Consider the following 23,685-nt stretch of genomic DNA (forward strand, 5'->3'; position numbering starts at 1 on the left):
ACATGTGCCGATGTGAAACGACGCCGCCTACATGAACCGAAGGTGGGTTGTCAGCGGGGTTCCCGCAGAAACGCAACCATTCCCACGCTTGGCACCGGTCAGGCAAGAGACGTGCGGAAAGTGAATGGTAAAAGCGCCCAGGGAGGACCCCGGTCGGATTGGCCTTCGTCCCATTCTCGGCTAACCGCCCGCCCCCCCGCCAGCCAGGCGTGCAACACCTTGCACATCAGTCGACGGCGGAGCGAGCGGGCCTGGACTCCAGGGCCAGGAGGTCCTCCATCATCCGGTCCACCTGCTGCTCCCACGTGGTGCGGCGGACGCGCTCGGCGGCACGTGCTCCCAGTCGCACTCGCAGCTCCGGGTCCAGCACGGCCGTCCTCAGCCGCGCCAGCACCGAGCCCGGCGTCGGCGCCGCCAGCAAGCAGTTGCCACCGTCCTCCAGCAGCCAGTGGTTGGCGGGGTTGTCATTCGTCACCACCGTCATGCCGCACGCCATCATCTCCAGCGGCAGGTAGGACGGGTGCCGGGTGAACATGAAGCACAACCCCACGTCACACTCGCGGTAGAGCGCCGCGGTGCGCTCGGCGGGGAGCACGCCCAGGTTCGTCACCAGGCCCCGGACGCCATAGGACTCCGGGTGCCACTCGGCGCCCGCGGTGACGATCTCCACCGCGGGGCCCAGCTCCCGCTTGAGCCGCGTGAGCGCCGCCAGGCCCAGCTCGAAGCCATTCCGCTCGTTGCCCGGGCGGCCGTAGAAGAAGACGCGCACGGGCCCGCGCCGAGGCGGACGGCGGTCATGGAAGAGCACCCCATCCACGGCGGGCTCGAAGGCGAACCCGCCCATGCCGTGAAGCGCCTTCACCGTGTCGCGCAGGCCCGGGGTGTTGAAGATGCCCTGGAAGCCCAGCTGGTAGGTCTGCTCCGCCAGCGCGGACTGGGTGCCCGCGGCGAAGAACATGGGCTCGTAGTCCTGGACGAAGTAGGTGCGCACGCCGGCACGGGGGTGGCGCAGCACCTGATAAACGGATGTCCAGTAGGTGGCGATGGCCAGGTCACACGCGGGCAGCGACTCCAGGTCCGCCGCGCCGGCGAGGACGCGGAAGGCCCCCGCCGCCTGGGAGAACACGGTGGCCGCCCGGGCCTCGAAGTCACCCGGGCTGGCCCCGGGCTTGTCGTACACGATGAAGTCGCTCTTCACGCCATGGCGGCGGTGCATCAGGTCCGCGAAGCGGAACAGGGTGTGGATGCCCGCGTAGACGTGTCCGAAGGCCGGGATGAACCAGGAGGCGGTGCGCACCTTCCCGCGCGAGCGCAGGGCCGCCAGGGCCGCGGGGGCCTGTGCCCGGAACGCCTCCGCCTGCTCCGGCGTGAAGTCCAGCTCCCCCAGGTGCTCCACCAGGTGACGCTGGGCGACCGCCCGCGCCTCCATCGCCGCGTCCTGCGCGCTGGGCACGTCATGCGTCAGCGTCCGCAGCGCCAGCGTCTCCCCCGTCTCCTCGTGGTGGCGCAGCGAGCAGTCCGTGCCCAGCAGCGTGAGGTTGGGGTTGTAGAAGGGGTCGCCCCGCTCGCCGAGCCAGGGGCGATATGACACGTAGGAACGCCAGTAATCGGATTCCGGAATGGCGTCCGCCCGGCGGCTGGCCGACTCGTGGTGGATGAGCCGTGCATGCGGCGTGTACAGCACGCGCAGGCCGCGCTGGTTCAAGCGCAGGCCGATGTCCACGTCGCTGCCGCACACCTGGAAGCGCTCGTCGAAGCCCTCCAGGGACTCGAACACGTCGCGGCGGAAGATGACGCAGGCGCTGGTGACGGAGAGCCAGTCCCGCGTCCAGTCGGTGTGGCCGAAGGGGGTGGAGATGGGGCCGTCCGGCAGCCGCCAGAAGGGGTGGCCCGCCATGCCGGTGATGCCCACCACCGCGCCCGCGTGCTGCACCGTCCCCTCGGGGAAGAGCAGCTTGCAGCCCACCGCGCCCACCTCCGGGCGCTGCGCCTGGGCCACCAGTTCCTCCAACCAACCGGAGTCCATCACCTCCATGTCGTTGTTGAGGAAGAGCAGCAGGTCGCCCGTGGCGCGCTTCGCCGCCCAGTTGTTGATGGCCGGATAGTTGAACGGGAAGTCCCACGTCAGCTTCACCAGCCGGGGGTCCGTGAGGCGCTCCAGCAGCGCGAAGGTCTCCGGCTGGGTGCTGTTGTTGGAGACCAGCAGCACCTCGAAGTGCGGATACGCGGTGCGAGTCAGCAGCCCCGGCAGCAGCAGCTCCAGCAGGTCCGGCCGGTCCTTGAACGGGACGATGATGGACACCTTCGGCGTGCCCTTCACCGGGTAGCGGACGCGGTACTGGGTGGGCGCGGGGCTCGTCACCTCGGCCGACTCCCCCTTGCGCGCCAGGTGCTCGCGCAGCGCCCTCACGCCCGCGTCCGTCGCCTTCGCCAGCCCCGCCTCCTGGCTGGAGAAGGACGCCGGGTTGGCGCGCCAGTGGTAGAGCACCTTCGGCACATGGCCGATGCCTCGCGCCGCCTCGCTCAGCCGCAGCATGAGGTCGAAGTCCTGCGAGCCGTCGAAGCCCTCGCGCACGCCGCCCACCGACTCCAGCAGCCCCCGTCGGGCGACCAGGAAGTGGCAGACGTAGTTCACGGAGCGCAGCAGGTCCGGCGACCAGTCCGGCTTGAAGAAGGGCGCGGTCCTCCGTCCCTCCGAGTCCAGCCGGTCCTCGTCACTGTAGAGGACGTCCAGGGCCGGGTCCGCCGAGGCCGCCAGGACCATCTCCGCCAGCGCGTGAGGCGCCAGCGTGTCGTCGTGGTCCAGGAAGCCCACCCACTCCCCTGTCGCGACCACGAGCCCCGCGTTCGTCGCCTGGGCGATGCCTCCGTTGAGCGCCCGTGTCACCACGCGGATGCGTGTGTCCTGGGCGGCCGCGTCCCGCAGCATCCCCGCGACGTGAGGCGCGGTGCTGGCATCATCCACCAGCACCCATTCCCAGTCGGGATACACCTGCGCCCGCACCGACGCCGCGCAGTCGCGGAAGAAGGACTCGGGCGTGTTGTACACGGGCGTGACGAGCGTCACCTTGGGGCGCGACACCAACGAGGCCACCGCCTCACGCGCCCGGTCGAGGTCCTCCTTCTCCCGGCGCTCGCACCAGCCTTCGTAGTCCCCCAGCTCGGGAGGACGCGGCGGCGGCGTGCGCGTGCCCAGCACGCCCGCGAGCGCCAGCACCGCCTGCTCGTTGAAGCGCGTCTGCCGGCGGAGCAGCTCCGTCCAGAACGGGCCGCCCGCCCTCAAGGCGCGCGGCAGCGCGGTGGCCCGCAGCGGATCATTGCGCTCGACGAGCGCGGCAATCCAGGTGGCCCCCGTGGTTTCATCGGGGACCTTGAGCCCCGCCGCGCCGGCGATGGCCTCCACCATGGCCTCGTTCCACTCCGCCTGGCCCCGCAGGAGCCCCTCGAGCAACGGCCCCGCCGCGGAGAGATAGGAGCGCTTGGCCGCCTCCACCACGGACCCCAAGGGCCCGCCCCGGTGCGAGCGCGCCACCTTCCAGCGCGTCGGGTCCACCCGCGGCTCGAGCTGCGCGCGCACCCACGACGTCAGGTCCTCGCGAAGCTTCAGGCTCCGGTGCACGGAGAGGTACTCGAGCACCCGCACCACGGCCTTGTTGAAGTCCGCCTGCGGCCGCAGCGACTCGACATGGAAGGGCTGGAGTCCCTCGATGAAGGCGCGCTTGGTGGCCGTCACCACGCGGCCCAGCCGGGCGCGGTGGGAGTCCGGCACGGAGAACTCGTGGGGCACCGCCAGCCGGGCGGCCTCCTGCAGCGGAGAGAGCGCCAGCGCGCCGTCCGGCCGCGCCCGATGGAGCTCCTGCGTGAGCAGCTTCAAGGCGCCCTCGAGCGCCGTCACGTCCTCGCAGGCCTCGGGCAGGCAAGGGCGCCGCGCATCCAGCAGCGAGCGCACCGCGGCCACCATCCGAGCCAGCTCCCCCGCACCCGGGGCAGCATCAGGCGCCCCCGCCTCTCCAGCGAGCTTCTCCAGGACCGTCTTCACCGACGTACCGCCTCTCTCGTTCACATCCCGGCCGTCGGGAGACGCGCCCCCTCGTTGCGCCAGTCAGCCCCGGACTTCAGGGATGACCACCGCCCGCGAGCGAGGACTCCACCGGCACCGGGACAGGCTCCACCACCCAGTGGTGCGCCGGACGGAACACTCCGCGCTCGGCCACATTCGAGCTCACCTCGAACGTCCGCCGCTCCGTGGACATGCCACCCGCCGTCCGCGCCGTCACCACCAGGACATACGTACCGGCCAGCAACCCCAGGCGCTCCAGCACCAGGCGCATCCGCCCCGACGGCGGCAGCTCCCGGGGCAACGGCACCGCCTCCAGCCGGGTGCTCGTCTCGTACAGCGGGCGCCCATCCGGCGACTGGAGCGACACCTCGAACTCCACGTCCTCGCAGCCGCTCCGGGCGGAGAAGTCCACGCAGACCTCCACGCCCATGTCGGGCGACAGGTTCTGCGCCTCCCCCCCGGAGGCATCCACCAGCCGCAGCCCGGCGATGCGCACGGGACAGTCCCCGCCCACCACCGAGTGGACCTCGGGCAGCGCGCCGCCGCCCTCCGTCAGCGCCGGAGGCGTGAAGGCGACCGACTGCGCCTCCGCCAGGGCGATGGCCTGCCGGTACTCGGTGACAATCTCCGAGGGGCGACCCACGCGGCGCACGTAGCCACCGTCAATCCAGATGGCCAGGTCGCACCAGCGCTCCACCGTGGAGAGGTCATGCGTCACCAGGACGATGGTCTTCCCCTGGCGCTTGAACTCCGTCATCTTGGCGACGCTCTTCTTGCTGAAGTGCTCGTCACCCACGGCGAGGATTTCGTCGACGATGAGGATGTCCGGGTCCACGTGCGTGGCCACTGCGAACGCCAGCCGCATGTACATGCCGCTGGAGTAGGTGCGCACCGGCTCGTCGATGAACTCGCCCAGCTCACTGAAGGCGATGATGGCATCCATCCTCGCCCGCACTTCCGCGCGCGACATTCCGAGGATGATGCCGTTGATAAGGATGTTCTCCCTGCCGGAGAAGTCCGGATGGAAGCCCGCGCCCAGGTCCAACAGCGCGGAGATGCGGCCGTTGATCTCCATGACACCCGAGGAGGGCGCATAGATGCCGGTGATGAGCTTCAGCAGCGTGCTCTTGCCCGAGCCATTGCGGCCGATGATGCCGACCGTCTTGCCTCGGGGGATGCGGAGGTTGATGCCGCGAAGCGCGCTGATGAGCCCCGCTTCCCGGGGCACTCGCTGGCCGCGAAACCAGCGCATCAGCTCGGATTTGAAGGTCGTGTACTCGCCCCGGATGGTCCGCTTCCGGAAGCTCTTCACGACATCGCGCATGACAATGGCGTCGAGGGGTTCCTGCATGGCGACAACTCAGATGGATTCCGCGAAGTCTTCGCGGCGGGATTCGAAGATGCTCGAGGCGCCCCACATGAGCACCAGCGAGAAGACGGCCAATGCCGCCAAGGGCCCCGGGTCCGGCCACCGGTGCTCGTAGAAGATGGCCTGGTAGGACACGAGCAGGCTGGACATCGGGTTCAGCGTCATCACCACATCGCGCAGCGAGTCGTCCTTGATGGTGGAGATGGGGTACAGCACGGGCGTCATGAAGAACCACATCGTCAGCAGGTTGTTGACGATGTGCTGCAAGTCCCGGAACGTCACGTTGATGGCGGCCAGGATATAGGTGAGCGCCAGCGTGAAGATGAGCTGGATGATGACGACCGCCGGGAACGCCAGGATGTGCCACGTGGGCGCCTGCCCGTAGAACAGCCCCAGCCCCACCATCAGCGGCAGCGACAGCAGGTAGTTGCTCAGGTTCGTCAGCACCACCGTCGTGGGCAGCACCTGCGCCGGGAAGCGGACCTTCGTCATCAGGTCGCGCCGGTCGCTGATGGCGCTCGCGCCGCCCCCCAGTGACGTGGAGAACCAGATCCACGGCAGCAACCCCACGAACATGAAGAACGGGAAGTTGGGGATGTTCTGCTTCATCACGACGGTGAACAGCAGCGCGTACACCATCATGTGCAGCGTGGGGTTCAAGAACGTCCAGAGGAACCCGAGGAACGACCCCCGGTAGCGTGCCTTGAGCTCGCGCTGCACGAGGCTCAGGAGCAGTCCACGGTATTGGTAGAGTTCTCGGACGAGGCGAATCATGAGGGGGCCTTCATATAGCAGGCCCCGAGTGCGTGCGAGGCAACCAGATGCACTCTCACGGTGACTCAGATTCCTGAGGGGCTTGTTCGCCCTCTCCTCAGCCAGGCCCGCCTCGCGGTGAGCTTCATGCTCGCCCCGCGGGACGATGAAACGTTCACCCCACCAGGCTTGTTCCGGGCAACACCCGCACCGCCGCATGCGAGTCATTGGAGGGAGGCGCGGAAAACAAAAAGGCCCCCTGGTTTCCCAGGAGGCCTTTGTTCTGGAGCGGGAAAAGGGATTTGAACCCTCGACCCTCGCCTTGGCAAGGCGATGCTCTACCGCTGAGCTATTCCCGCATCAGGTACCGAAACCGCTGCTTCGTTCGCACCGCGTCAGCGCCGCGCCCGAAGTGAGATGGGGTATACAGAGGGCCCCCGAACACGTCAAACACTTTTCGCAACCGGTGCTTCGTCGCCACGCTTCGCGAGCATCGCGAGGAACGCTCGGAAGTAGACGACCGCGCTCCAGACGGAGAACGCGCCGGACAAGTAGACGAGCACCTTGCCCACGAGGTTGTAGTCCACCGGCGCGCTGAACGAGCCGAGCGTGAGCGGGTGCACGTAGTGGACGCACAACGAGATGATGCCCACGAGCTGGAGGGACGTCTTCCACTTCCCCTCCTGCCCCGCCGCGATGACCATGCCCTCGCTCGCGGCGATGGTGCGCAGCCCGCTGACGATGAGCTCACGCGCCAGCAGCACGATGACGACCCACGCGGCGATGCGGCCCAGGCGGACCATCATCACCAGCGCGGCCATGGCGATGAGCTTGTCGGCCAGCGGGTCCATGAACTTGCCGACGACGGTGATGAGGTTCCACTTGCGCGCCAGGTAGCCATCCACCACGTCGGTGATGGCGGCGGCGGCGAAGACCAGGCCCGCGAGCAGGGAGCTCAGCGGATCCGCGTCGTACATGAGCCAGACGAACGGGGGGATGAGGAAGATGCGCCCCAGCGTCAGCATGTTGGGGAGGTTCCAGAACTCCTGCACCAACACGCTGGGCTTGCGCTCCGCGCGTCGACGCGCCCGCTCCTCCCGCTTGCGTTGCTTGCGGCTCGCTCGGTCCGTGGCCATGGCGGGCTCTTCTAGCGAACCGCGAGGGCGATGAGGGCAAAACCTTCACCGCCCAGCTCCACCGCCGTGCGCAAGGTCTCTCCGGTGGGGGATTTGAGCAGGGACACGACGCGGGGCGTGAGGTTGCCCTGCCACCCCACCAGGTGCGTGAGCGGCACCGTCACCGGAGCCTCCGGGCGCACCACCACCGAGCGCAGCGGCCCGGGCAGGCTCAACAGCACCTGCCCCTGCCCTCGCAGGTGAACCAGGTCCAGGTCCGGCGCGATGTCCGACGGCACCCGGCCGTTCTCGAACATCACCGGCTCCTCGAAGGCGAAGACGTTCTCGTCCCGGAAGTAGGCGGAGTCCTCACCCAGGTCCACCGCGAAGAACTCGCGGTGCTCGGCCGGCTCCAGGTGGAGCACGCCCTTGCCGCGCGCCCGCACCATCCGGGCCGAGCCCTCACCGAAGGGCTTGTCCGTCGCCCTGCCCCGGAAGCGCTTCATCTCCGGCTGGAAGACAAGCTGCCCCTGGAGCGCCACCATCCCCTCCAGCCGGGTGAGCAGTTCCCCGTCCACCGCGATGGCGAACGTGCCCTCGCCCTGGATGAAGGCGCCTCTCGAGCGCTCCACCTCCAGCACCACCGAGGGCGCGAGCTTCGCCAGGACCGGCGCGGCGGAGACAGGGGCGCCCCGCGCGGCGACCTTGGTGAGCTGCACCTTGGTCAACGGCACGGGAGTGGGCTCCGGGGCCGCGTCGCGCGGGGGCTCCGGCGCGGCGGCGAGCGCGGAGGGCTCCACCTCCTCGGGCGTCGCCGTGAGCACGGGCCCGCCGTCGCTCTCGGACAGGGCGCTGGGGCCTTCGTCCTCGGCGAAGCGGATCTCCTCCTCGGGGAGGGCCTCCTCCCGAGGCGCGGCCTTCTCGGGCGCCGGTGCGGGCGCGGGAGGCGGCGCGTCCATGCGCGCGGCGGGCGTCACCGGTGCGGGCGTGGGCTTGGAGAAGTTCTCCCCGGCGATGGCGCGAGACATCTTGTCCGCCATCGCGTCGCTGCCCGCGAGCAGGAAGTGCTCTCGCGCGCGGCCGTACTCGCCCATCTGCGCGAGCGCCAGGCCCAGGTAGTTCTGGGCCTTCTGGTGCTCGGGCGACAGGTCCGTGGCGGTCTCGAACTCGCGCACGGCGCGCTGGAGCGCGTTGGTCTTCAGGTACACCAGGCCCAGGTTGACCCTCAGCGTCGGGTCCACCGGGTTGTCACGCACCAGCATCTCGTAGAGCTCGGCCGCGCGGTCGAACAGGCCCAGCTTGAAGTAGCAGAGCCCCAGCAGGTTCTGCGCTTTCTCGTTGCGAGGTTGGAGCTGGTGGGCGCGCTCCAGGAACTCCTTCGACTCGATGACCTTGTTGGCGGCCAGCAGCTCGCCACCGCGCTGGAGCTGCTGGAGGAATTCGTCGTCAGCGGGGCTCGTCTCCGCCCGCCCCTTCACGCGCGTCGTCATTCTGGAAGTTGGGCTCGCGGGTCACGCCTTCGGCGGACCGCTCGCGCTCCTTGTAGTGGTAGTAGAGCTGGAGCACCTTGCGGACGTACCCCTGCGTCTCTTCGTAAGGGGGCACCTTGCCGCCGTAGCGCTTCACCGCGTCCGGGCCCGCGTTGTAGGCGGCAATCATCTTCACCATGTCGCCGTCGAACATGTTGGCGAGCACCCGCAGATAGCGCACTCCGCCCTCGATGTTGTCGCGCTCGTCGAAGATGTCCTTCACGTACATGTCCGACGCCGTCCCCGGCATCAGCTGCATCAGTCCGCTGGCGCCCTTGTGGCTCAGCGCGTTCGCATTGAAGTTGCTCTCCGCATGCATGATGGCGCGCACCAGCGCCGTCGGGATGCGGTAGCGCAGCGCCGCCGCGGCGATGTGCGGGTCCAGGGCCGGCGGCGTGCGCGAGCGCCCCACCACCGGCGCGCTCTTCGCCGGGGCCTGGGCGAAGGAGCCCTTCATCTTCTTGGCGGCCTTGGAGCCCGTCGGCGGGACGTTCGTGTAGACGATGGTCCCGTCCTTCTCCACGTACCGGTAGATGGACTCGGACGCTCCCGCCCACAGCGGGAAGGCCAGCACGGTCAGGAGCAGCGCGGGAATGGCACGCATATCGGCCCTCCAACCTTAGACACACGGAGGAAAGTCCTCAAGAAAACGCCTTGTTTCCGGCACTTACAGTCGTTAAGGCTGTTGGCCATGCCCCATCGGTTCGACTTCCTCGTCCTGGGCGGCGGAGTTGCGGGCCTCTCGTTCGCCCTCCAGGCCGCTCGCCATGGCACCGTGGCCGTGCTGACCAAGCGCGAGCGAGGCGAGAGCAACACCGCCTATGCCCAGGGTGGCATCGCCAGCGTCCTCGCCCCCACCGACTCGTTCGCGGCGCACATCGAGGACACCCTCGTGGCGGGCGCGGGCATCTGCCACAAGGACGCGGTGGAAGTCACGGTGCACGAGGGGCCCGAGCGCATCCGCGAGCTGGTGACGCTGGGCGCGGAGTTCAACCGCAACACCTCCGGCGAGTTCCACCTGACGCGCGAGGGCGGGCACTCCGAGCGCCGCATCATCCACGCGGGCGACATCACCGGCCGCGAGGTGCAGCGCGCCCTGCTGGCGAAGTGTGACGAGACGCCCAACATCACCTTCTTCTCCAACACCGCCGCCATCGACCTCATCCTGGACCGGCGCCCGCCTCGCTCCGGCGCCAACCGGTGCCTGGGCGCGTACGCGCTGCTGGAGAGCGGTGTCATCGAGCGCTTCCTCGCGCGGGTGACGGTGCTGGCCACGGGTGGCGCGGGCAAGGTGTACCTGTACACGTCCAATCCGGACGTGGCCACGGGCGACGGGGTGGCCATGGCGTACCGCGCGGGCGCGCAGGTGGCCAACATGGAGTTCTACCAGTTCCACCCCACCTGCCTGTACCACCCGGAGGCCAAGAGCTTCCTCATCAGCGAGGCCCTGCGCGGCGAGGGCGGCAAGCTGCGCCTCAAGGGCGGGCAGACCTTCATGGAGCGCTATCACCCGCTGGGCGCACTGGCCCCGCGCGACGTGGTGGCGCGCGCCATCGACGCGGAGATGAAGCGCACGGGTGATGAGTGCGTGTACCTGGACATGACACACATGGGCCGGGCCTTCCTCACCGAGCGCTTCCCCAACATCTACGCCACCTGCAAGGCCTTCAACATCGACATGGCCGTGCAGCCCATCCCCGTCGTCCCCGCGGCCCACTACCAATGCGGCGGCGTGGTGACGGACCTGCAGGGGCGCACGTCGGTGCCGGGGCTGTACGCCATCGGCGAGGTGTCCTGCACGGGGCTGCATGGCGCCAACCGGCTCGCGTCCAACTCGCTTCTCGAAGGACTCGTGTTCGGCCAGCGCGCGGTGGAGGCCAGCGTCGCGGAGCTGGCCTCGCTGCCCACGCCGCACGAGGACCCGCCGGAGTGGGACCCGGGCAGCGCGGTGGAGTCCGACGAGAGCGTCGTCGTCACCCACAACTGGGACGAGATTCGCCGGCTCATGTGGAACTACGTCGGCATCGTCCGCACGGACAAGCGGCTGATGCGCGCGCGCCGTCGGCTCGAGTTGTTGCGCGAGGAGATTCGCGACTACTACTGGCGCTTCAAGGTGACCCGAGACGTCATCGAGCTGCGAAACATCGCCGACGTGGCGCTGCTCATCGTCGACTGCGCCAGCCGCCGCAAGGAGAGCCGCGGCCTGCACTTCACCCTCGACTATCCCCACACCGACGACCACCACTGGCTGCGCGACACCACCCTTTCCCGGGAGCTGTGAGCGACATGTCCTCCGGACCGCGACACATCCTCGACGCACCTGGCGGTGGGCCTGAAGGCCGAGGTCCGAGCCACTCGTTCGGCACTCCCCCACCGCCGCAGGCGCCGCAGCCCCGGCCTTGGGTCTGCTACGCCATCATCGGCCTGTGCGTCGGCGTGTTCGCGCTGGAGGAGCTCGGCGTGCTGCCGTCGTTCAGCGCCAACAAGCTCCCCCTGGGAGCCCTGTATGGCCCGGCGGTGCAGGCCGGACAGTACTGGCGGCTCGTGGCGGCGGCCTTCGAGCACGGCGGCATCCTCCACCTCGCCTTCAACATGTCCGTGGTGGTGACGCTGGGCTTCACGCTGGAGCGAGGCATCGGCAGCCTGCGCTTCGCGGGCCTGTCGCTCGTCACCGCGCTGGGCGCGTCCGCGTTCTCCCTGCTCTTCGACTTCGACAAGACGATGGTCGGAGCCTCGGGGATGATTCTGGGCTGGGCGGGCGCCATGCTCCCCATCGCCACCCGACAGGGCCGGCGAGAGTTGGGCACCTGGCTGGTGCAGGTGGCCGTGCTCAGCCTGCTCCCCATGGTGAGCTGGTCCGGCCACCTGGGTGGATTCCTTTTCGGTCTGCCGTGCGGAATCGCGATGCGGCAGGGGCGGCGCGTGTATGCGCTCGCGCTGCCCATCATCCTCTTCCTCACAGCAGTGGTGGCGCTCTACGCGGCCCACCCGGAACGACGCGGAGCCTTCTGAAATGGACGTGCGCAGTATCTGTGTTTTCTGTGGTTCCCGGCCGGGCAACCACCCCGAGTACACCAAGGCGGCCGAGCAACTCGGCACGGAGCTGGGCCGGAGGGGAATCACCCTCGTCTACGGCGGCGCCAGCGTGGGGCTGATGGGCACCGTGGCCTCCGCCGCCCTGGCCGCGGGTGGCAAGGTGGTGGGAGTGCTGCCCCAGTTCCTGGGCAAGCGCGAGCTCGCATACTTGGGCCTCACGGAGTTCATCCGCGTGGACTCCATGCATGAGCGCAAGGCCCTCATGGCGTCGCGCTCGGATGCCTTCATCGCCCTGCCCGGCGGCTTCGGCACGCTGGATGAGCTGTTTGAAATCACCACCTGGGCGCAGCTGGGCCTGCACGGCAAGCCCATGGGCCTCTTGGACACGCGCGGCTTCTTCCAGCCGCTGGTGGCGCTCGCGCGGCACATGGCCCAGGAGGGCTTCGTCCCCGAGGCGCAGGCCCTGCCCTTCGCGGTGAGCACCTCTCCATCGGAGTTGGTGGACCGGATGATGGCCGGCCCCACGCTCCAGGTGACGGAGAAGTGGCTGAAGCGGCCCGAGCAGACGTGAAGGCAGCCGCGCGAGCTACTGCGCGGACACCTTGAGCTCCGCCTTGCCCAGCGATGAGGCGAGGCGGAACGTCACCTGCTCCGTCCCAGCCGGGATGACGGGCTGCCCGGAGGACATCACCGTGGGGAACTGCACCTCGTAGCCGACCCAGAAGACGCTCGTGTACGGGTAGTACGCGCGCATCTCCAGGTCCGCGCGCCCCAGCCGGCGGATGCGCACCGGCGTCACCTCGCCCGCGGGCGTCACCAGCGCCATGCGCCAGATGGACCGCTTGAAGTCGAAGTCGAGGTACCGGTAGTCGTTGACGTGCACGCCCAGGAAGAACTCGTGCACCTGGCCCGCCTCGGTGCGCTCCTCGGCGAGCAGCTGCTCCACCTTCGGGGGCGGCAACACCTGGAAGGCCGCCTGGCGGCGGACACGGGCCTCGCGGAAGGTCTGCGTCTGCAGCGTGACGCCCGCGAAGAGCCGCGTGTCGAAGCCGTCGTAGATCTCCTGGTTCGCCGAGTACTTGTCGAGCAGCGCCCGATAGGCCTCTTCCGCGCCCTCGTCATGCAGCGTGGGGGCCTGCTCGCCAACGGCGGGAGGCAAGGAGGAACAGCCGGACAGGATGCCCAGCAGCGCTCCCGTGGCGAGAAGCTTCTTCACGGAATGAAGTCCTTGCGGGTGAACAGCGTGAAGAGCCGGTGGCCCGCGGCCTCCACCGCTTCACGACCGCCCTCCATCCGGTCCACCAGGGCGAAGGCGCCCAGCACCGTGAGGCCCTCGGACTGGGCCCGCTCGATGGCCTTGATGGTGGAGCCACCCGTCGTCACGACGTCCTCGACGATGGCCACCTTCGCGCCCGGGCCCAGGCCGCTGAGCCCTTCAATCCACTGGCCGGTGCCGTGGCCCTTGGGCTCCTTGCGGACGATGAAGGCCGCCAGCGGATGGCCGGACAGGTAGCCCGTGAGGCTCACCGCCGACGCCAGCGGATCCGCGCCCAGCGTCAACCCACCCGCGCCCACCGCCTCCGGTGCCTCGCGGCGGATGGCGTCCAGGAACAGGCGGCCAATGAGGAAGTGCCCCTCGGCCAGGAGCGCCGTGCGCTTGCAGTCGATGTAGAAGTCCGACTCCTTGCCAGAGGAGAGGACCACACGCCGACGCTCGAAGGAGCGCTGCGTGAGCAGCTCCAGCAAGCGGGCCTTGTCGCGGGCGAGAGCATCCGTGAGCACTACAGTCCCTCCAGGTACGCGACCAGCTCCGACGAATACCGAAGCTGCATCAACAACTCCGCGCGGCGCGACTCATCCAGCGAGGCGAACACGTCCGCGAGCAACGAGAGGTCCTGGTTGATGGCCCCCAGCCGCTGCGAGACATCTCCCGCCAGCTCGTCCGCGTCGATCTCCTCCTCGACGCCCTCGGGTGCCAGCGAGTCCTCGGTGGCGAGTGCCTTGGCGAGCATGTCCGCCACGGCCGCGCTCAGGCGCCCCTGGGACTCCAGCTGCTCGCGCTTGGCCTCCAGCACCTCGGGGTCCACGGGCGTGGCGTGGATGGCCTCCGCCAGCGACATGAGGAGCGCGTCCTCGTCGGACAGGTCCGTGTGGACACGCGCCTGCACCGCGTCCCGCTTGAGGAAGCGCAGCGCCGCCACGCGCCGGAAGCCGCACACCAGCTGGTAGCGCTCACCCCCGCGAGGCCGCACGTCCACCGGGAACAGCTGCCCCAGTCGCGCGATGTCCGTCGCCAGCCCGGACACGTCACCCTCCGGACGGAGGCGGTGGCCCACGTCGTCCTCGAGCCGCTCCAACGGCAGCAGCACCGTCACCACGCGCCCCGCGAGCCGCTGCTCGGGGGCGGCCAGCAGCTCCAACCCCGGCTCCTCCTCGGCATCCGACGCATCGGCACCCGAGGCATCTGCATCCGACCGCGACCCGGCCTCGGAGGACGTGGCCTCCGGCGACGCCTCGGCTTGCGGCGAGGGCACTTCAGCCCGCGCCTCGGAGGCGGGGGCCTCTTCGGTCCGCGCCTCCGGCTTCGGCTCCCCGCTGGAGTCTCCGGACTCCGTGGGGGACTTCACCTGGGACTCTTCCGACGAACCCACCGACGACTCCATGGCCCGCTCGGGCTCGCCCGCGCCGGGCGCCCCTTCCGCGGCGACTCCGTGGGACTCCACCGAGCCTCCCTCTGGCGACACACTGCTCGCGTCCGCCGACGTGACGGGCGAGGAGCTCGGCTCCCCTTCCCCACCATCGACTCGCGCGGGCGCCGCGAACGAGGGCTCGCCCTGCGCGGCGACCTCGGAGCCACCGTCGCCGCGCGCCGAAATCGCCTCGGGTGCCGACGACGAGCCACCCTCCGGAGACCCCGGCATCCCTTCCTCTCCGTCAACCCTGTGCTCGGCGTCCATGGTGGCACCCCTGTTTCGCGAACTCCCACGCCGCCAGCTCCGGCGGCGCGGGATGTGCGCTCTAGCGGGTCTTCTTCTTCACCACGACCTTCTTCTTGGCGCCAGCACCCACTGAGAAGGGCGTTGGCGGCTCGGCAGAAGTCGTCTGCTCCACGGGCGGGGCGACCGGACGCGACTCAACCCGAGGGGGCGGAGGCGGCGGCAGCGGCTTGCTCGCGGGGCGGGCGGGAGTCGTGGGCGTCGGCGCCGACGGGCGCGTGGCCGCGGGAGGCGGCGGCGGACGCGGCGGCGTGGGCGTGGAGGGGCGCGCGGGAACGGTGCTGGGACGCGCGGGGGCCGTCGTCGGACGCGTCACCGCGGTGGGACGCGCCACCACCGGGCGCTCCGACGGCAGACGGCCGGGCTCCACGTCACCCATGTCCACACGGCCGCGGAAGCTGGCGCCGTCCACGATGATGACGCGCGGGGCGTGGATGTCCCCGACCATGCGTCCCTCGCGGGTCAGCTCCACGCTCTCCGTGGCGTTGATGTTGCCCACCACCACGCCACTGACGATGGCGTTTCGCACCGCGACGTTGGCCTTCACCACGCCCGACGGCTCCACGATGAGGGTGCGGCTGAGCGTCAGCTCGCCCTCCACGCGGCCTCGAACCGTGAGGTCCTCATCGCCCGTCAACCGACCGCTGATGAGGATGGAAGGCCCCACCACGGTGTTGTTGACGATATCGTTGCTCAGCTCCTTCGGGGTGGCCACGAATCAGCGCTCCTTCATGTCCATGTCGACGTTGCCCTTGAAGGAGGCTCCGTCGGCGATGAGGATGCGCGGCGCCTTGATGTCGCCCACCACGCGGCAGTCCGTCTTCAGCTCCACCTTGTCGCTGGCGACGATGTTGCCCGTCACCTTGCCGCCAATCTCCACGTTCTGCGTCTCGATGTCCGCCTCGACGACGCCACTGCCCTCCACGTAGAGACTCTCCTTGAGGGAGATCTTCCCCTTCACGGTGCCCTGGATGACCAGGTCCTCGTCTCCGGAAATCTCTCCGTCGATGACGATGCTCGAACCGATGACCGTATTCGCCATGAGTGTAGTCCGCCCTCTCGAAAGGTGTATGCCGCGGCCGCCCGCGGCGTGAGCTTCAGATGTCGTCCGGCAGCCGGACGTCCATCTCGATGGAGCCGTTGAACACGGCGCCGTCCTCGATGACGATGCGCGGCGCCTTGATGTCGCCGGCCACCTTGGCCGAAGCGTTGATGGCCACTCGTGTCGAGGCGTCGATGTTGCCGCTGGCCTCGCCGTTGATGGTCAACTCCTCGGCCCGGATGTCCGCCTGCACCTTGCCGGTGCTCTCGATGGTGAGGTGGTTCTTCAGGGCAATCTGCCCCTCCACCCGTCCCTCGATGACAAGGTCCCCACCACCCGTGAGGCTTCCCTTGATGACGATGCCCTTGCCGATGATGCCCGTTTCACCCGTTGCCATGCGGTGACCTCACCCAGAGCCTGCTCCTTCCGAGGAGCCGGCTGCCTTGATTATGTCAGAGATGCGCGGAGATCCAGCCGGAGATATCCCGGAACACTTCACCGCGCCCCACCTCGTTGAGCGGCTCGTGCTTCATGCCCGGGTACTCCTTGAACTTCTTGTCCGCCGAGCCCGCCGTCTCGAAGAACACCCGCGCCGCCGCTGGAGCCGCGACCCCGTCCTCCGCGCCGCAGAGCACGAACAGCGGGACTTGAATCTTCGGCGCCAGCAACATCGCCTCCGCCTGCGCCTTGGTGGACTCGATGAACCAGCGCGGCGTCGCGATGGACAGGTAGAGCGGGTCTTCCTTCGTGGCGCGCTGGACCTCGGGGTCGCGCGTCAGGTCCTCGACCTTGAGGCCGGAGGCGATGCCCAGCCAGGGCACCAGCGCTCCCGCCGCGCGCGCCGCCATCACCTTCACCGCGGGGGGCGTGATCGCCAGCTTGAAGTACGGCCCCGACAGCACCAGTCCGGACAGCCCCTCCACGGTGCGAGCTCCCGCCCAGTGCGCGGCCATCAGGCCCCCGTGGCTGTGGGCCAGGGCGAACGTCTTGCGTCCACCGGCCGCGCCTCGCACGCGCTCCCAGAAGACCTCCAGGTCGTCGACGTAGTGCGGCCACTTCTCGCAGTAGGCGCGGCGGCCCTCGGCGCGACCGTGGCCCCGGTAGTCGAAGCCGTGGACCGCGAAGCCGTCCGCCACGAGGGCGTCCGTCACGTACTGGTAGCGACCGAAGTGGTCTCCGTAGCCATGCACCACCGCGACGTGCGCGCGCGGCTCGGAGTCCGGGAGATGGGTCTTCCAGAAGAGCCGGGTGCCATCCCTGCTGGTGAAATAGCCCTCGTCGATGCGAGCCATAGGGCTAGCAACTTAGCGGCCCGCCGCACCCATGGATAGCGCCTTGAGCTTGCGCTCCAGCGTCTCCCGCTGCCCCAGGGGCTCGGCCGACTCGGGATCCAACGCCAGCACCTCCAGCGCCCGGCGCCAGACTCCGGCGGCCTCCTCTCCTCGGGAGGCGCGCTGATAGGCATCCCCCAGGTGCTCGAGGATGACGGGCTCGTCCGGAGCCTGCGACACCGCGCGCTCCAGCGCCTCCACGGCTCGAGGATAGTCCCCTCGCCGGAAGTAGACCCATCCGAGGGAATCCAGGAAGGCGCCGTCATCGGGGCGCAGCTCCAGCGCGCGAAGCACCAGCCGCTCGGCCTCGTCCAGGTCCTTGCCCGACTGCGCCAGGAGGTAGCCCAGGAAGTTGAGGGCGGAGGCGTGGTCCGGCTCCACCGCGAGCACGGCCCGCATGCGCGCCTGGGCCCCCGCAAGGTCTCCGTGGCGCTCGCAGGCCGCGCCCAGCACGTAGAGCAGGGCCTGGTCCCGAGGCGTCCGAGTCACGGCGTCGCTCAGCAGCGCGACCGCCTCGCCTCCCCTCCCCTGACGATGCAACGTGCCCGCGAGCGCGTCGTACAGCGAGGCCGAGACACCTCGGGACAGGCCCTCCTTCAGCAGGGACTCGGCGCGGGCGGGAGCGCCTCCTCGCTCGAGGGCGCGGGCGTACTGGGCACGCACCTCCAGGTCTTCCGGAGCGGCCTGGAACGCGGCCCGCAGGAGCGACAAGGCCGGGGAGTGCTGCCCCGCCAGCGACAAGCACCGGGCACGACGCACCCGGGCATCCGCGAAGACGTCCGAGCCCTCCGGCACCGCGGCGAAGTCCTCCGCCGCGTCCGCGAAGCGCCGCATCTTCTCGCGCACCAGGCCCGAGTAGTACGCCAGCCGAGGCTCCTGGCCATTCGAGGCCCGAGCCGCCGCCAGCACCTCCACCGCGGCATCGGGCTCGCGCCCGGACAGGTAGATGAAGGCCACCCGGACCGCCGTCTCCGGCTCGTGCGACAGCGAGAGGAGCCGGTCCAGATACGCGCGGGCCCGCACCAGCGAGCCCGCCTTCAGCGCCGAGCGCCCCGCCGCCAGCAGCACCTCCTCGCTGTCCGGCTCACGCTCCAAGGCTCGCGCCAGCGTCTCCTCCGAGCGCGCCGGACGGCCCGTCTCCTCGTACAGCTTCGCCAAGGTCCCCAGCACCTCCACGTCGCCAGGGTCCCTGGTGGCGGCCTCCTTCAGCAGCCGCTCCGCGCGGAGGATGTCGCCGCGCTCGGCCAGGGCCAGGCCCAGCCGGCGGTAGCCCGACGCTTCTCCGGGAAGGGCTCGGGCCAGGGAGTCCACCACCCGCACGGCCTCCGCCACGGAGCCGGTCTCCAGGTAGAGCTGCGCGAGCACCAGGTAGGCTTCGGGCTCGCGGGGCTTGAGCGCCATGGCCCGCCGCAGGTGCAGCCGGGCCCGGGTGAAGCGGCCCGACTCCAGGAGGACGCGGCCCAACAGGACGTGCGCCGGGTAGTACGCGGGAGCACGCTCCACGGCGCGACGCAGCTCGCGCTCCGCCTTGTCCAGGTCCCCCAGCCGCGCGTACTCCTCCGCCAACCGGGTGAGCAGCAGCGGGTGGCCATCGTTGGTGGCCAGCGCCAACCGCAGCGAATCCACCGCGGCCCGGTGGTTCCCCGCGTGGTGTGACAGCCGGGCACGCAGGAACTGGGTGTAGCTGGCCGAGGAGGAGAAGGCCCCCTCGTCCGAAGCCGCCGCGTCCATCGCCTCCCGCATGGCCTCCCGGTCCACGCGCGGACGCCGGGGCGAGGGCGCCGCCGCGACGGCCCCAGGCGCCCACAGGGCGGCGAGCAGGAGGAAGGCGAGGAGACGGGAGGAGCGCACGCGAGACGAAGTCTAGCGCGGCCCCATCCCGCCTGCAGGCGACTCAGCCCTCATCGGGAGGCGGTGCCCCCAGCTTCTCCAGCAGCTTCTCCACCGAGTCACTGTCCTGGCTCACATCCGCCACCGCCGAGCGGTATTCGGTGTCCGTCACCTTTTCCACATCCGGCAGGAGCCGGCTGATGACGTTGCGCGCCGCTTCCGCGTTGCATTCCGGGAGGACCACCACGAAGACGCCGCCCCCCAGGTGGGAGATGGCATCCGGGTGCCGTACCCGCTTGCGCATGACATCCGCGATGTTGCCCGGAATCGACTCCACCGGTCTATCCGGCCGCAGCACCGCCAGGCTCAAGGCCCGGAGGTAGCGCCGGCTGCGCGCCAGCTCCTGCTCCAGCCGCAGGAGGAGGCCCCGGCGGTCATGAAGTCCCGTGGCCGGGTCGCTGCCCGTGCGCCGCTGGAGCGCCGGCTGGGACTTCTCGCGCTCCATCTGCTCGCGCTCACCCTGTCGCAGCTTGAGCGCGCGGTCCGTGCGGTTGAGCAGCTCCACCGCGTTGAACGGCTTGCTCATGTAGTCCACGGCGCCCAGGTTGAGCGCGCGAACCTTCTCCGCGACGCCCTGGTGCGCGGACAGCAGGATGACGGGGATGTTCGCCGTGTCGGACGACGACTTCAGCGCCATGGCCGCGTCCAGCCCATCCAGCTTGGGCAGGAACACGTCCATCACCACCAGGTCCGGACGCTGGGCACGCGCACGCGCCAGGCCCTCCGCGCCGTCCCGCGCCACCTCCACGCGGTACTTCGAGCGCAGCACCTCCGACAGCACGGCGGCGATCTCCGGCTCGTCCTCCACCACCAGCACGCGAGGCTGCTCGTGGAGCGTCGCCGTGGCGACGGGCGGGCGGGGATTGCGCGGCGCTTCCTGCGCCAGCGGCAGCGTGAAGACGAAGAGGCAGCCGTGCTCCGGCGGGCTCTCCGCCCAGATCTCTCCGCCGTGCAGCTCCACGAACTCCTTGCAGATGGCGAGCCCCAGCCCCGTGCCCTTGCCTCCGTGACGGTAGCGGTCGAACACCAGGTGCAGCTCGTCCTGGGGAATGCCCACGCCGTCGTCCTGCACGGTCACCTTCGCGGCGTCGCCGTCCGGACGGCCCAGGCGGCGCGTGGACACCACCACCTCCCCCGCGGCGCGCGCGTGGTGGATGGCGTTGGTGATGAGGTTCTGGAGCACCTCGTGCAGCTTCACCTCGTCGCCGATGAGCATCAGGCTGTCGGGGCAGTCCGCGCGGAGCACCACGTTGCGCTCGGCGGCGAGGATCTCCAGCTCGTTGACGGCGTCGCGGCACAGCTGCGCTACGTCCAACACGCGAGGCTCGATGGACAGCCGCGCGGCCTCGCCCTTGCCCTTCTCGAGGAGCGACTCCACCAGTCCGAGGATCTTCTTGCCCTGGCGGATCATCGCCTCCGCGGACTGCTTCTGCTGGGACTCCAGCGGCCCTTCCAGCAGGAGGCGGCCATGGCCCAGGAGCACCTGGAGCGGCGCGCGCAGGTCGTGGCTCACCACCGCGATGATTTCATCCTTGAGGCGGTTGAGCTCCTTGAGCCGGCGGTTGGCCTCGAGCAGCTCGTGGTACCGCTCCACGTAGGCCATCTCCAGGTCTTCGCGCTTCTTCTTCACCGCGGTGTGCAGCCGCGCGTTGCGGATGGAGTTGGCCAGCACGCCCGCCACGGCCTGCGTGAACTCCTGCTCATCCCGGCCGAACGACGCATCCATGCGGGAGACGCGCAGGAACAGCGCGCCCAGCAGGTCGTCCTGGCAGATGAGCGGCTGGACGAGGATGGACTTCACGCCCAGGGGCACGATGGAGGTGCGCACCTCCGCCATCAGCGGATCCCGCTGCGCCTCCTCGATGAGCACCGGCTCGCGCGTCTCGAGCGCGCGGCGCAGCTCCGGATAGCGCGCCACCTCGATGTCGAGCTGGACGAGGCTGGGGTCCTCCTGCGTCGCCACCACCTTGCCCGTGCGGGCGTGGCTGCCCTCCACCAACACCACCGAGCACCGGTCCGTCCCGGTGACCCGCCCCACCTTGTCCACCGCGATGCGGAGGATCTCCTCCAGCTCCAGCGAGCTGGTCGCCGCCTGGGTGATTTCCAGCAGCATGCCCATGCGCAGCCGGACGCGCTCCTCGCGGTCCTTCAGGCGGCCCGCCCGCAGCGCCGCCTCCAGGCGGGGAACAACTTCGTCCGCGCCGCGAATCCAGTCATCCACCGCCAGGCGCTTGAAGGCCTCCGCCGAGCGCGAGCGGCCCACGTCCACCACCACGGGCAACCGCTGGAGGCGCTCCACCCGACGCAGGGACTCCAGCAGCTCTCCAGCGCGCTTGGCCGTCACCGACAGGAGGACGACCTCCGGCTGCAACGCATCCGCCAGCTCCGCCAGGCCACTCTCGCGTTCGGCCGTCGCGCAGTGGTAGCCGCTCGCCGTCAGCCGCTCCATCAGGGCGTCGCCGGATTCCTTCCCGGCCACCACCAGCACGCGTCCCCGCTGCTCCGCCTGCATCTCGACTCTCACAGTGAACCTCGCACCTGGGCATCCCTGATCGGGACACACTGGGGAGGCTGCAAAAACCCGTTGAATGCGTAAGGGTTCATGGTTCGGATCCCGATCATGCCGCCGTTCACGTCCGTGGGCCAGAGCGGCGCACATCCCGGGGCAACGAAGACTGAGAGTGCGGACCGGGAGGCGCCATGCCCCTCGTGGCTTTCCCGCAGGGATGCCCGTTGACGGACGCGCGGGCCCCCAGTGCCGTCGCCTGGTTGCCTCCCGTCCATTCGAGCATTCGTTCTCCGCGCATGGGACGGGCCGGCTATCACGTCGCGAGCCTCAGGAGGATGCGAATCGTGCCGGACCCAGGCTCCGGGTGCGATTCTGGCGGGGGTTGATGCCGGGAATGGTGCGAGCAAGGTAGAGTGCGGCGCCATGCTCCACTCAGCCTTGACTCGGCGTGCATGGCGATGCGCCTTCGTTCTTGTCTCCAGCCTGGCCACGGCGTGTGGCGATGACCCGCCCCCGCCCACGCCAGACCCACCGCAGGTCGCGCTGACCGTCCCCGAGCAGAACGTCGCCGGCACGAGCCTCAAGCTCCGGGTCCAGGTGTCGGGCTGCGAGAAGGTCAACACCCTCAACATCTACGACCGGGACGCCTTCCTCAAGGCGTTCCCCTACGTCAACGGTGACTCACCCATCGAGCTGCTGGCGACGGACATCCCCTACGCCAAGCCGCTGGTGGGCATCGCCGCGAGCCTCTCGCTCATCGCCGAGGTGGTCTGCGAGGACGGCCGCAAGAACACCTCCCTGCCCCAGTCCGCCCTCTTCTTCCCCGTGGCCCGCGTGGTGGAGGACCCCCAGGGCAGCCAGGTCTACGCCCATCCGCTCGCCGTCGATGGCTCCGGAAGCAATCAAAGCTTCCTGAGCTGTCTCAAGACGACCCCCGGAGGAATCGAGACGCTGCTGCGCCACAACGCCAGCGGAGCTCCAGCGGGCAGCGTCCAGGTGCCCACCCTCTGCAACGGGTCCACGGTCTTCACACCGCGCCACACGGGCGTGAGTGGCGTCAACGCCACCAAGAAGCGCTGGGTGTACACCCCCGGCAAGGGCGCCTTCACCATCCTCAGTGACGGCACGACTCTCTCGAGGACCTCGCAGACCCCCGTGGGCATCTCGGTCAACGACCTGACCGTCGACCCCGTGAGCGGGGACGCCATCGTCCGGTCGAAGGAGGGCCTCATCTACCGCGTCAACCACGTCTCGGACGTCCAGGGAGCCAACGCGGTCAAGTGGCAGTACCAGCGGCTCCTCATCGGCGACCCCATCGGGCAGATTGTCATCCTCGACGGCAAGGTGATCTTCGCCAGCCACATCGCCTACCGGGACGACAACAGCGCGGAGGTCATCGTCGAGGAGCTCGATATCGCGACCGGCGACCTGCTCAAGACGACCATCGTCCGGAAGCGCACCACCGCCGTCATGATGCCCGTGGGTGGCTTCAGCCCGGACGGAAGCACCCTCTTCCTGGGCTACCCCCTCCCCGAGGACAAGTCCGTGGTCATCGCCTGCTCCGCGACCCTGCCTGGCTGCGAAGACGCGACCTCGAAGTGGTCGACGGGCGCCCTGGCCGGCGAGATGAAGCAGATCACCACGTACGCCAACGGAACCCGCGTGGCCGCCGCGACCACCCAGCGCGTGTGGACGCTGGAAGCCGCGACGGGGATTGTCCGCAACCGGGAGACCCGCTCCATCGACGCCAACGGAGCGCTCCACGTGAAGTTCCTGCTGCCCGGCAACCCGTCCACGGACCTGTTCTTCCTCAACGGCCCGGCGCCCCAGGGCTCGGCGGCGACGCTTCCCGTCGAGCTGGTGGGTGTGGACCAGACGGCGGGAGTCAACGGCGAGGGCCGTGAGCTCTTCCGCTACCAGGTGCCTGTCTCCATGGGTGCCGCGTTCGACGAGACGGGGCGACTCTGGATGCGCACCAACCAGAAGCTGCTGCTGCTCCAGCCGTCGTCGCAGTACCGCAGCGCCCGGCCTCGCTAGGCCGGTCCGGGAAGGGCT

The 23,685-nt window shown here is 69.6% G+C and carries 19 protein-coding genes and 1 tRNA gene; 4 read left to right on the forward strand and 16 right to left on the reverse strand.

Annotation, left to right across the window (positions count from 1 at the left end; genetic code table 11):
* Positions 1-226 precede the first annotated feature (226 nt).
* The 7 genes from MYSTI_RS25135 to MYSTI_RS25165 form a co-directional block, all read right to left on the reverse strand.
* On the reverse strand, positions 227-4,039 hold the full coding sequence (locus MYSTI_RS25135; RefSeq protein WP_275450725.1) for a rhamnosyltransferase WsaF family glycosyltransferase: 3,813 nt from the start codon (positions 4,037-4,039) through the stop codon (positions 227-229).
* Positions 4,040-4,115: 76 nt separating this feature from the next.
* Entirely contained in the window at positions 4,116-5,411 is a 1,296-nt protein-coding gene (locus MYSTI_RS25140) for an ABC transporter ATP-binding protein (RefSeq protein WP_015350617.1), read from the reverse strand.
* Positions 5,412-5,420: 9 nt separating this feature from the next.
* The gene (locus MYSTI_RS25145) at positions 5,421-6,203 is read right to left on the reverse strand and encodes an ABC transporter permease (protein WP_015350618.1); all 783 of its coding nucleotides are present in this window, start codon (positions 6,201-6,203) and stop codon (positions 5,421-5,423) included.
* 263 nt (positions 6,204-6,466) lie between these two features.
* A tRNA-Gly gene (locus MYSTI_RS25150) sits at positions 6,467-6,541 on the reverse strand.
* A gap of 87 nt (positions 6,542-6,628) precedes the next feature.
* Positions 6,629-7,318, reverse strand: a complete 690-nt coding sequence (pgsA, locus tag MYSTI_RS25155; protein ID WP_015350619.1) for a CDP-diacylglycerol--glycerol-3-phosphate 3-phosphatidyltransferase — start codon at positions 7,316-7,318, stop codon at positions 6,629-6,631.
* Positions 7,319-7,329: 11 nt separating this feature from the next.
* Entirely contained in the window at positions 7,330-8,787 is a 1,458-nt protein-coding gene (locus MYSTI_RS25160) for a tetratricopeptide repeat protein (RefSeq protein WP_015350620.1), read from the reverse strand.
* Positions 8,744-9,430 carry a lytic transglycosylase domain-containing protein gene (locus MYSTI_RS25165; RefSeq protein ID WP_015350621.1) on the reverse strand — a complete coding sequence of 229 codons (687 nt, stop codon included), beginning with the start codon at positions 9,428-9,430 and terminating at the stop codon, positions 8,744-8,746. The genes MYSTI_RS25160 and MYSTI_RS25165 overlap by 44 nt, the downstream gene beginning before the upstream one ends.
* A gap of 87 nt (positions 9,431-9,517) precedes the next feature.
* On the opposite strand from MYSTI_RS25165, the gene nadB reads away from it, so the two are divergent.
* The 3 genes from nadB to MYSTI_RS25180 are packed head-to-tail and all read left to right on the forward strand — an operon-like array spanning position 9,518 to position 12,433.
* Complete coding sequence (nadB, locus tag MYSTI_RS25170; RefSeq protein ID WP_015350622.1) at positions 9,518-11,107, forward strand: L-aspartate oxidase; 1,590 nt, start codon at positions 9,518-9,520, stop codon at positions 11,105-11,107.
* A gap of 5 nt (positions 11,108-11,112) precedes the next feature.
* Positions 11,113-11,838, forward strand: coding sequence for a rhomboid family intramembrane serine protease (locus MYSTI_RS25175; protein ID WP_015350623.1), 726 nt, complete (start codon positions 11,113-11,115; stop codon positions 11,836-11,838).
* Between the two features lies 1 nt (position 11,839).
* On the forward strand, positions 11,840-12,433 hold the full coding sequence (locus MYSTI_RS25180) for an LOG family protein (protein ID WP_015350624.1): 594 nt from the start codon (positions 11,840-11,842) through the stop codon (positions 12,431-12,433).
* A gap of 15 nt (positions 12,434-12,448) precedes the next feature.
* On the opposite strand, the gene MYSTI_RS25185 is transcribed toward MYSTI_RS25180, so the two are convergent.
* The 9 genes from MYSTI_RS25185 to MYSTI_RS25225 all read right to left on the reverse strand — a co-directional run bounded on the left by MYSTI_RS25185 (position 12,449) and on the right by MYSTI_RS25225 (position 21,633).
* Positions 12,449-13,078 (reverse strand): hypothetical protein, encoded by a 630-nt coding sequence (locus MYSTI_RS25185; RefSeq protein WP_015350625.1) that lies wholly within the window; start codon positions 13,076-13,078, stop codon positions 12,449-12,451.
* Positions 13,075-13,644, reverse strand: coding sequence for an orotate phosphoribosyltransferase (gene pyrE / locus MYSTI_RS25190; protein WP_015350626.1), 570 nt, complete (start codon positions 13,642-13,644; stop codon positions 13,075-13,077). Before pyrE ends, MYSTI_RS25185 begins: the two co-directional genes overlap by 4 nt.
* Entirely contained in the window at positions 13,644-14,783 is a 1,140-nt protein-coding gene (locus MYSTI_RS43280; RefSeq protein ID WP_015350627.1) for a ParB/RepB/Spo0J family partition protein, read from the reverse strand. The genes pyrE and MYSTI_RS43280 overlap by 1 nt, the downstream gene beginning before the upstream one ends.
* A 97-nt stretch (positions 14,784-14,880) precedes the next feature.
* Complete coding sequence (gene bacP, locus MYSTI_RS25200; protein WP_015350628.1) at positions 14,881-15,573, reverse strand: bactofilin BacP; 693 nt, start codon at positions 15,571-15,573, stop codon at positions 14,881-14,883.
* Positions 15,574-15,576: 3 nt separating this feature from the next.
* The gene (locus MYSTI_RS25205; RefSeq protein WP_015350629.1) at positions 15,577-15,900 is read right to left on the reverse strand and encodes a bactofilin family protein; all 324 of its coding nucleotides are present in this window, start codon (positions 15,898-15,900) and stop codon (positions 15,577-15,579) included.
* Between the two features lie 55 nt (positions 15,901-15,955).
* Positions 15,956-16,297, reverse strand: a complete 342-nt coding sequence (bacN, locus tag MYSTI_RS25210; RefSeq protein WP_015350630.1) for a bactofilin BacN — start codon at positions 16,295-16,297, stop codon at positions 15,956-15,958.
* 55 nt (positions 16,298-16,352) lie between these two features.
* Complete coding sequence (locus MYSTI_RS25215) at positions 16,353-17,192, reverse strand: alpha/beta hydrolase (protein WP_015350631.1); 840 nt, start codon at positions 17,190-17,192, stop codon at positions 16,353-16,355.
* 12 nt (positions 17,193-17,204) lie between these two features.
* Positions 17,205-19,082 carry a tetratricopeptide repeat protein gene (locus MYSTI_RS25220; RefSeq protein WP_015350632.1) on the reverse strand — a complete coding sequence of 626 codons (1,878 nt, stop codon included), beginning with the start codon at positions 19,080-19,082 and terminating at the stop codon, positions 17,205-17,207.
* 43 nt (positions 19,083-19,125) lie between these two features.
* Positions 19,126-21,633, reverse strand: a complete 2,508-nt coding sequence (locus tag MYSTI_RS25225) for an ATP-binding protein (protein WP_015350633.1) — start codon at positions 21,631-21,633, stop codon at positions 19,126-19,128.
* 420 nt (positions 21,634-22,053) lie between these two features.
* Between MYSTI_RS25225 and MYSTI_RS25230 the strand changes: the two genes are divergently transcribed.
* Positions 22,054-23,667, forward strand: coding sequence for a hypothetical protein (locus tag MYSTI_RS25230; RefSeq protein WP_015350634.1), 1,614 nt, complete (start codon positions 22,054-22,056; stop codon positions 23,665-23,667).
* Positions 23,668-23,685: the final 18 nt, after the last annotated feature.

The organism is Myxococcus stipitatus DSM 14675, from assembly GCF_000331735.1.
Lineage (GTDB): Bacteria > Myxococcota > Myxococcia > Myxococcales > Myxococcaceae > Myxococcus > Myxococcus stipitatus.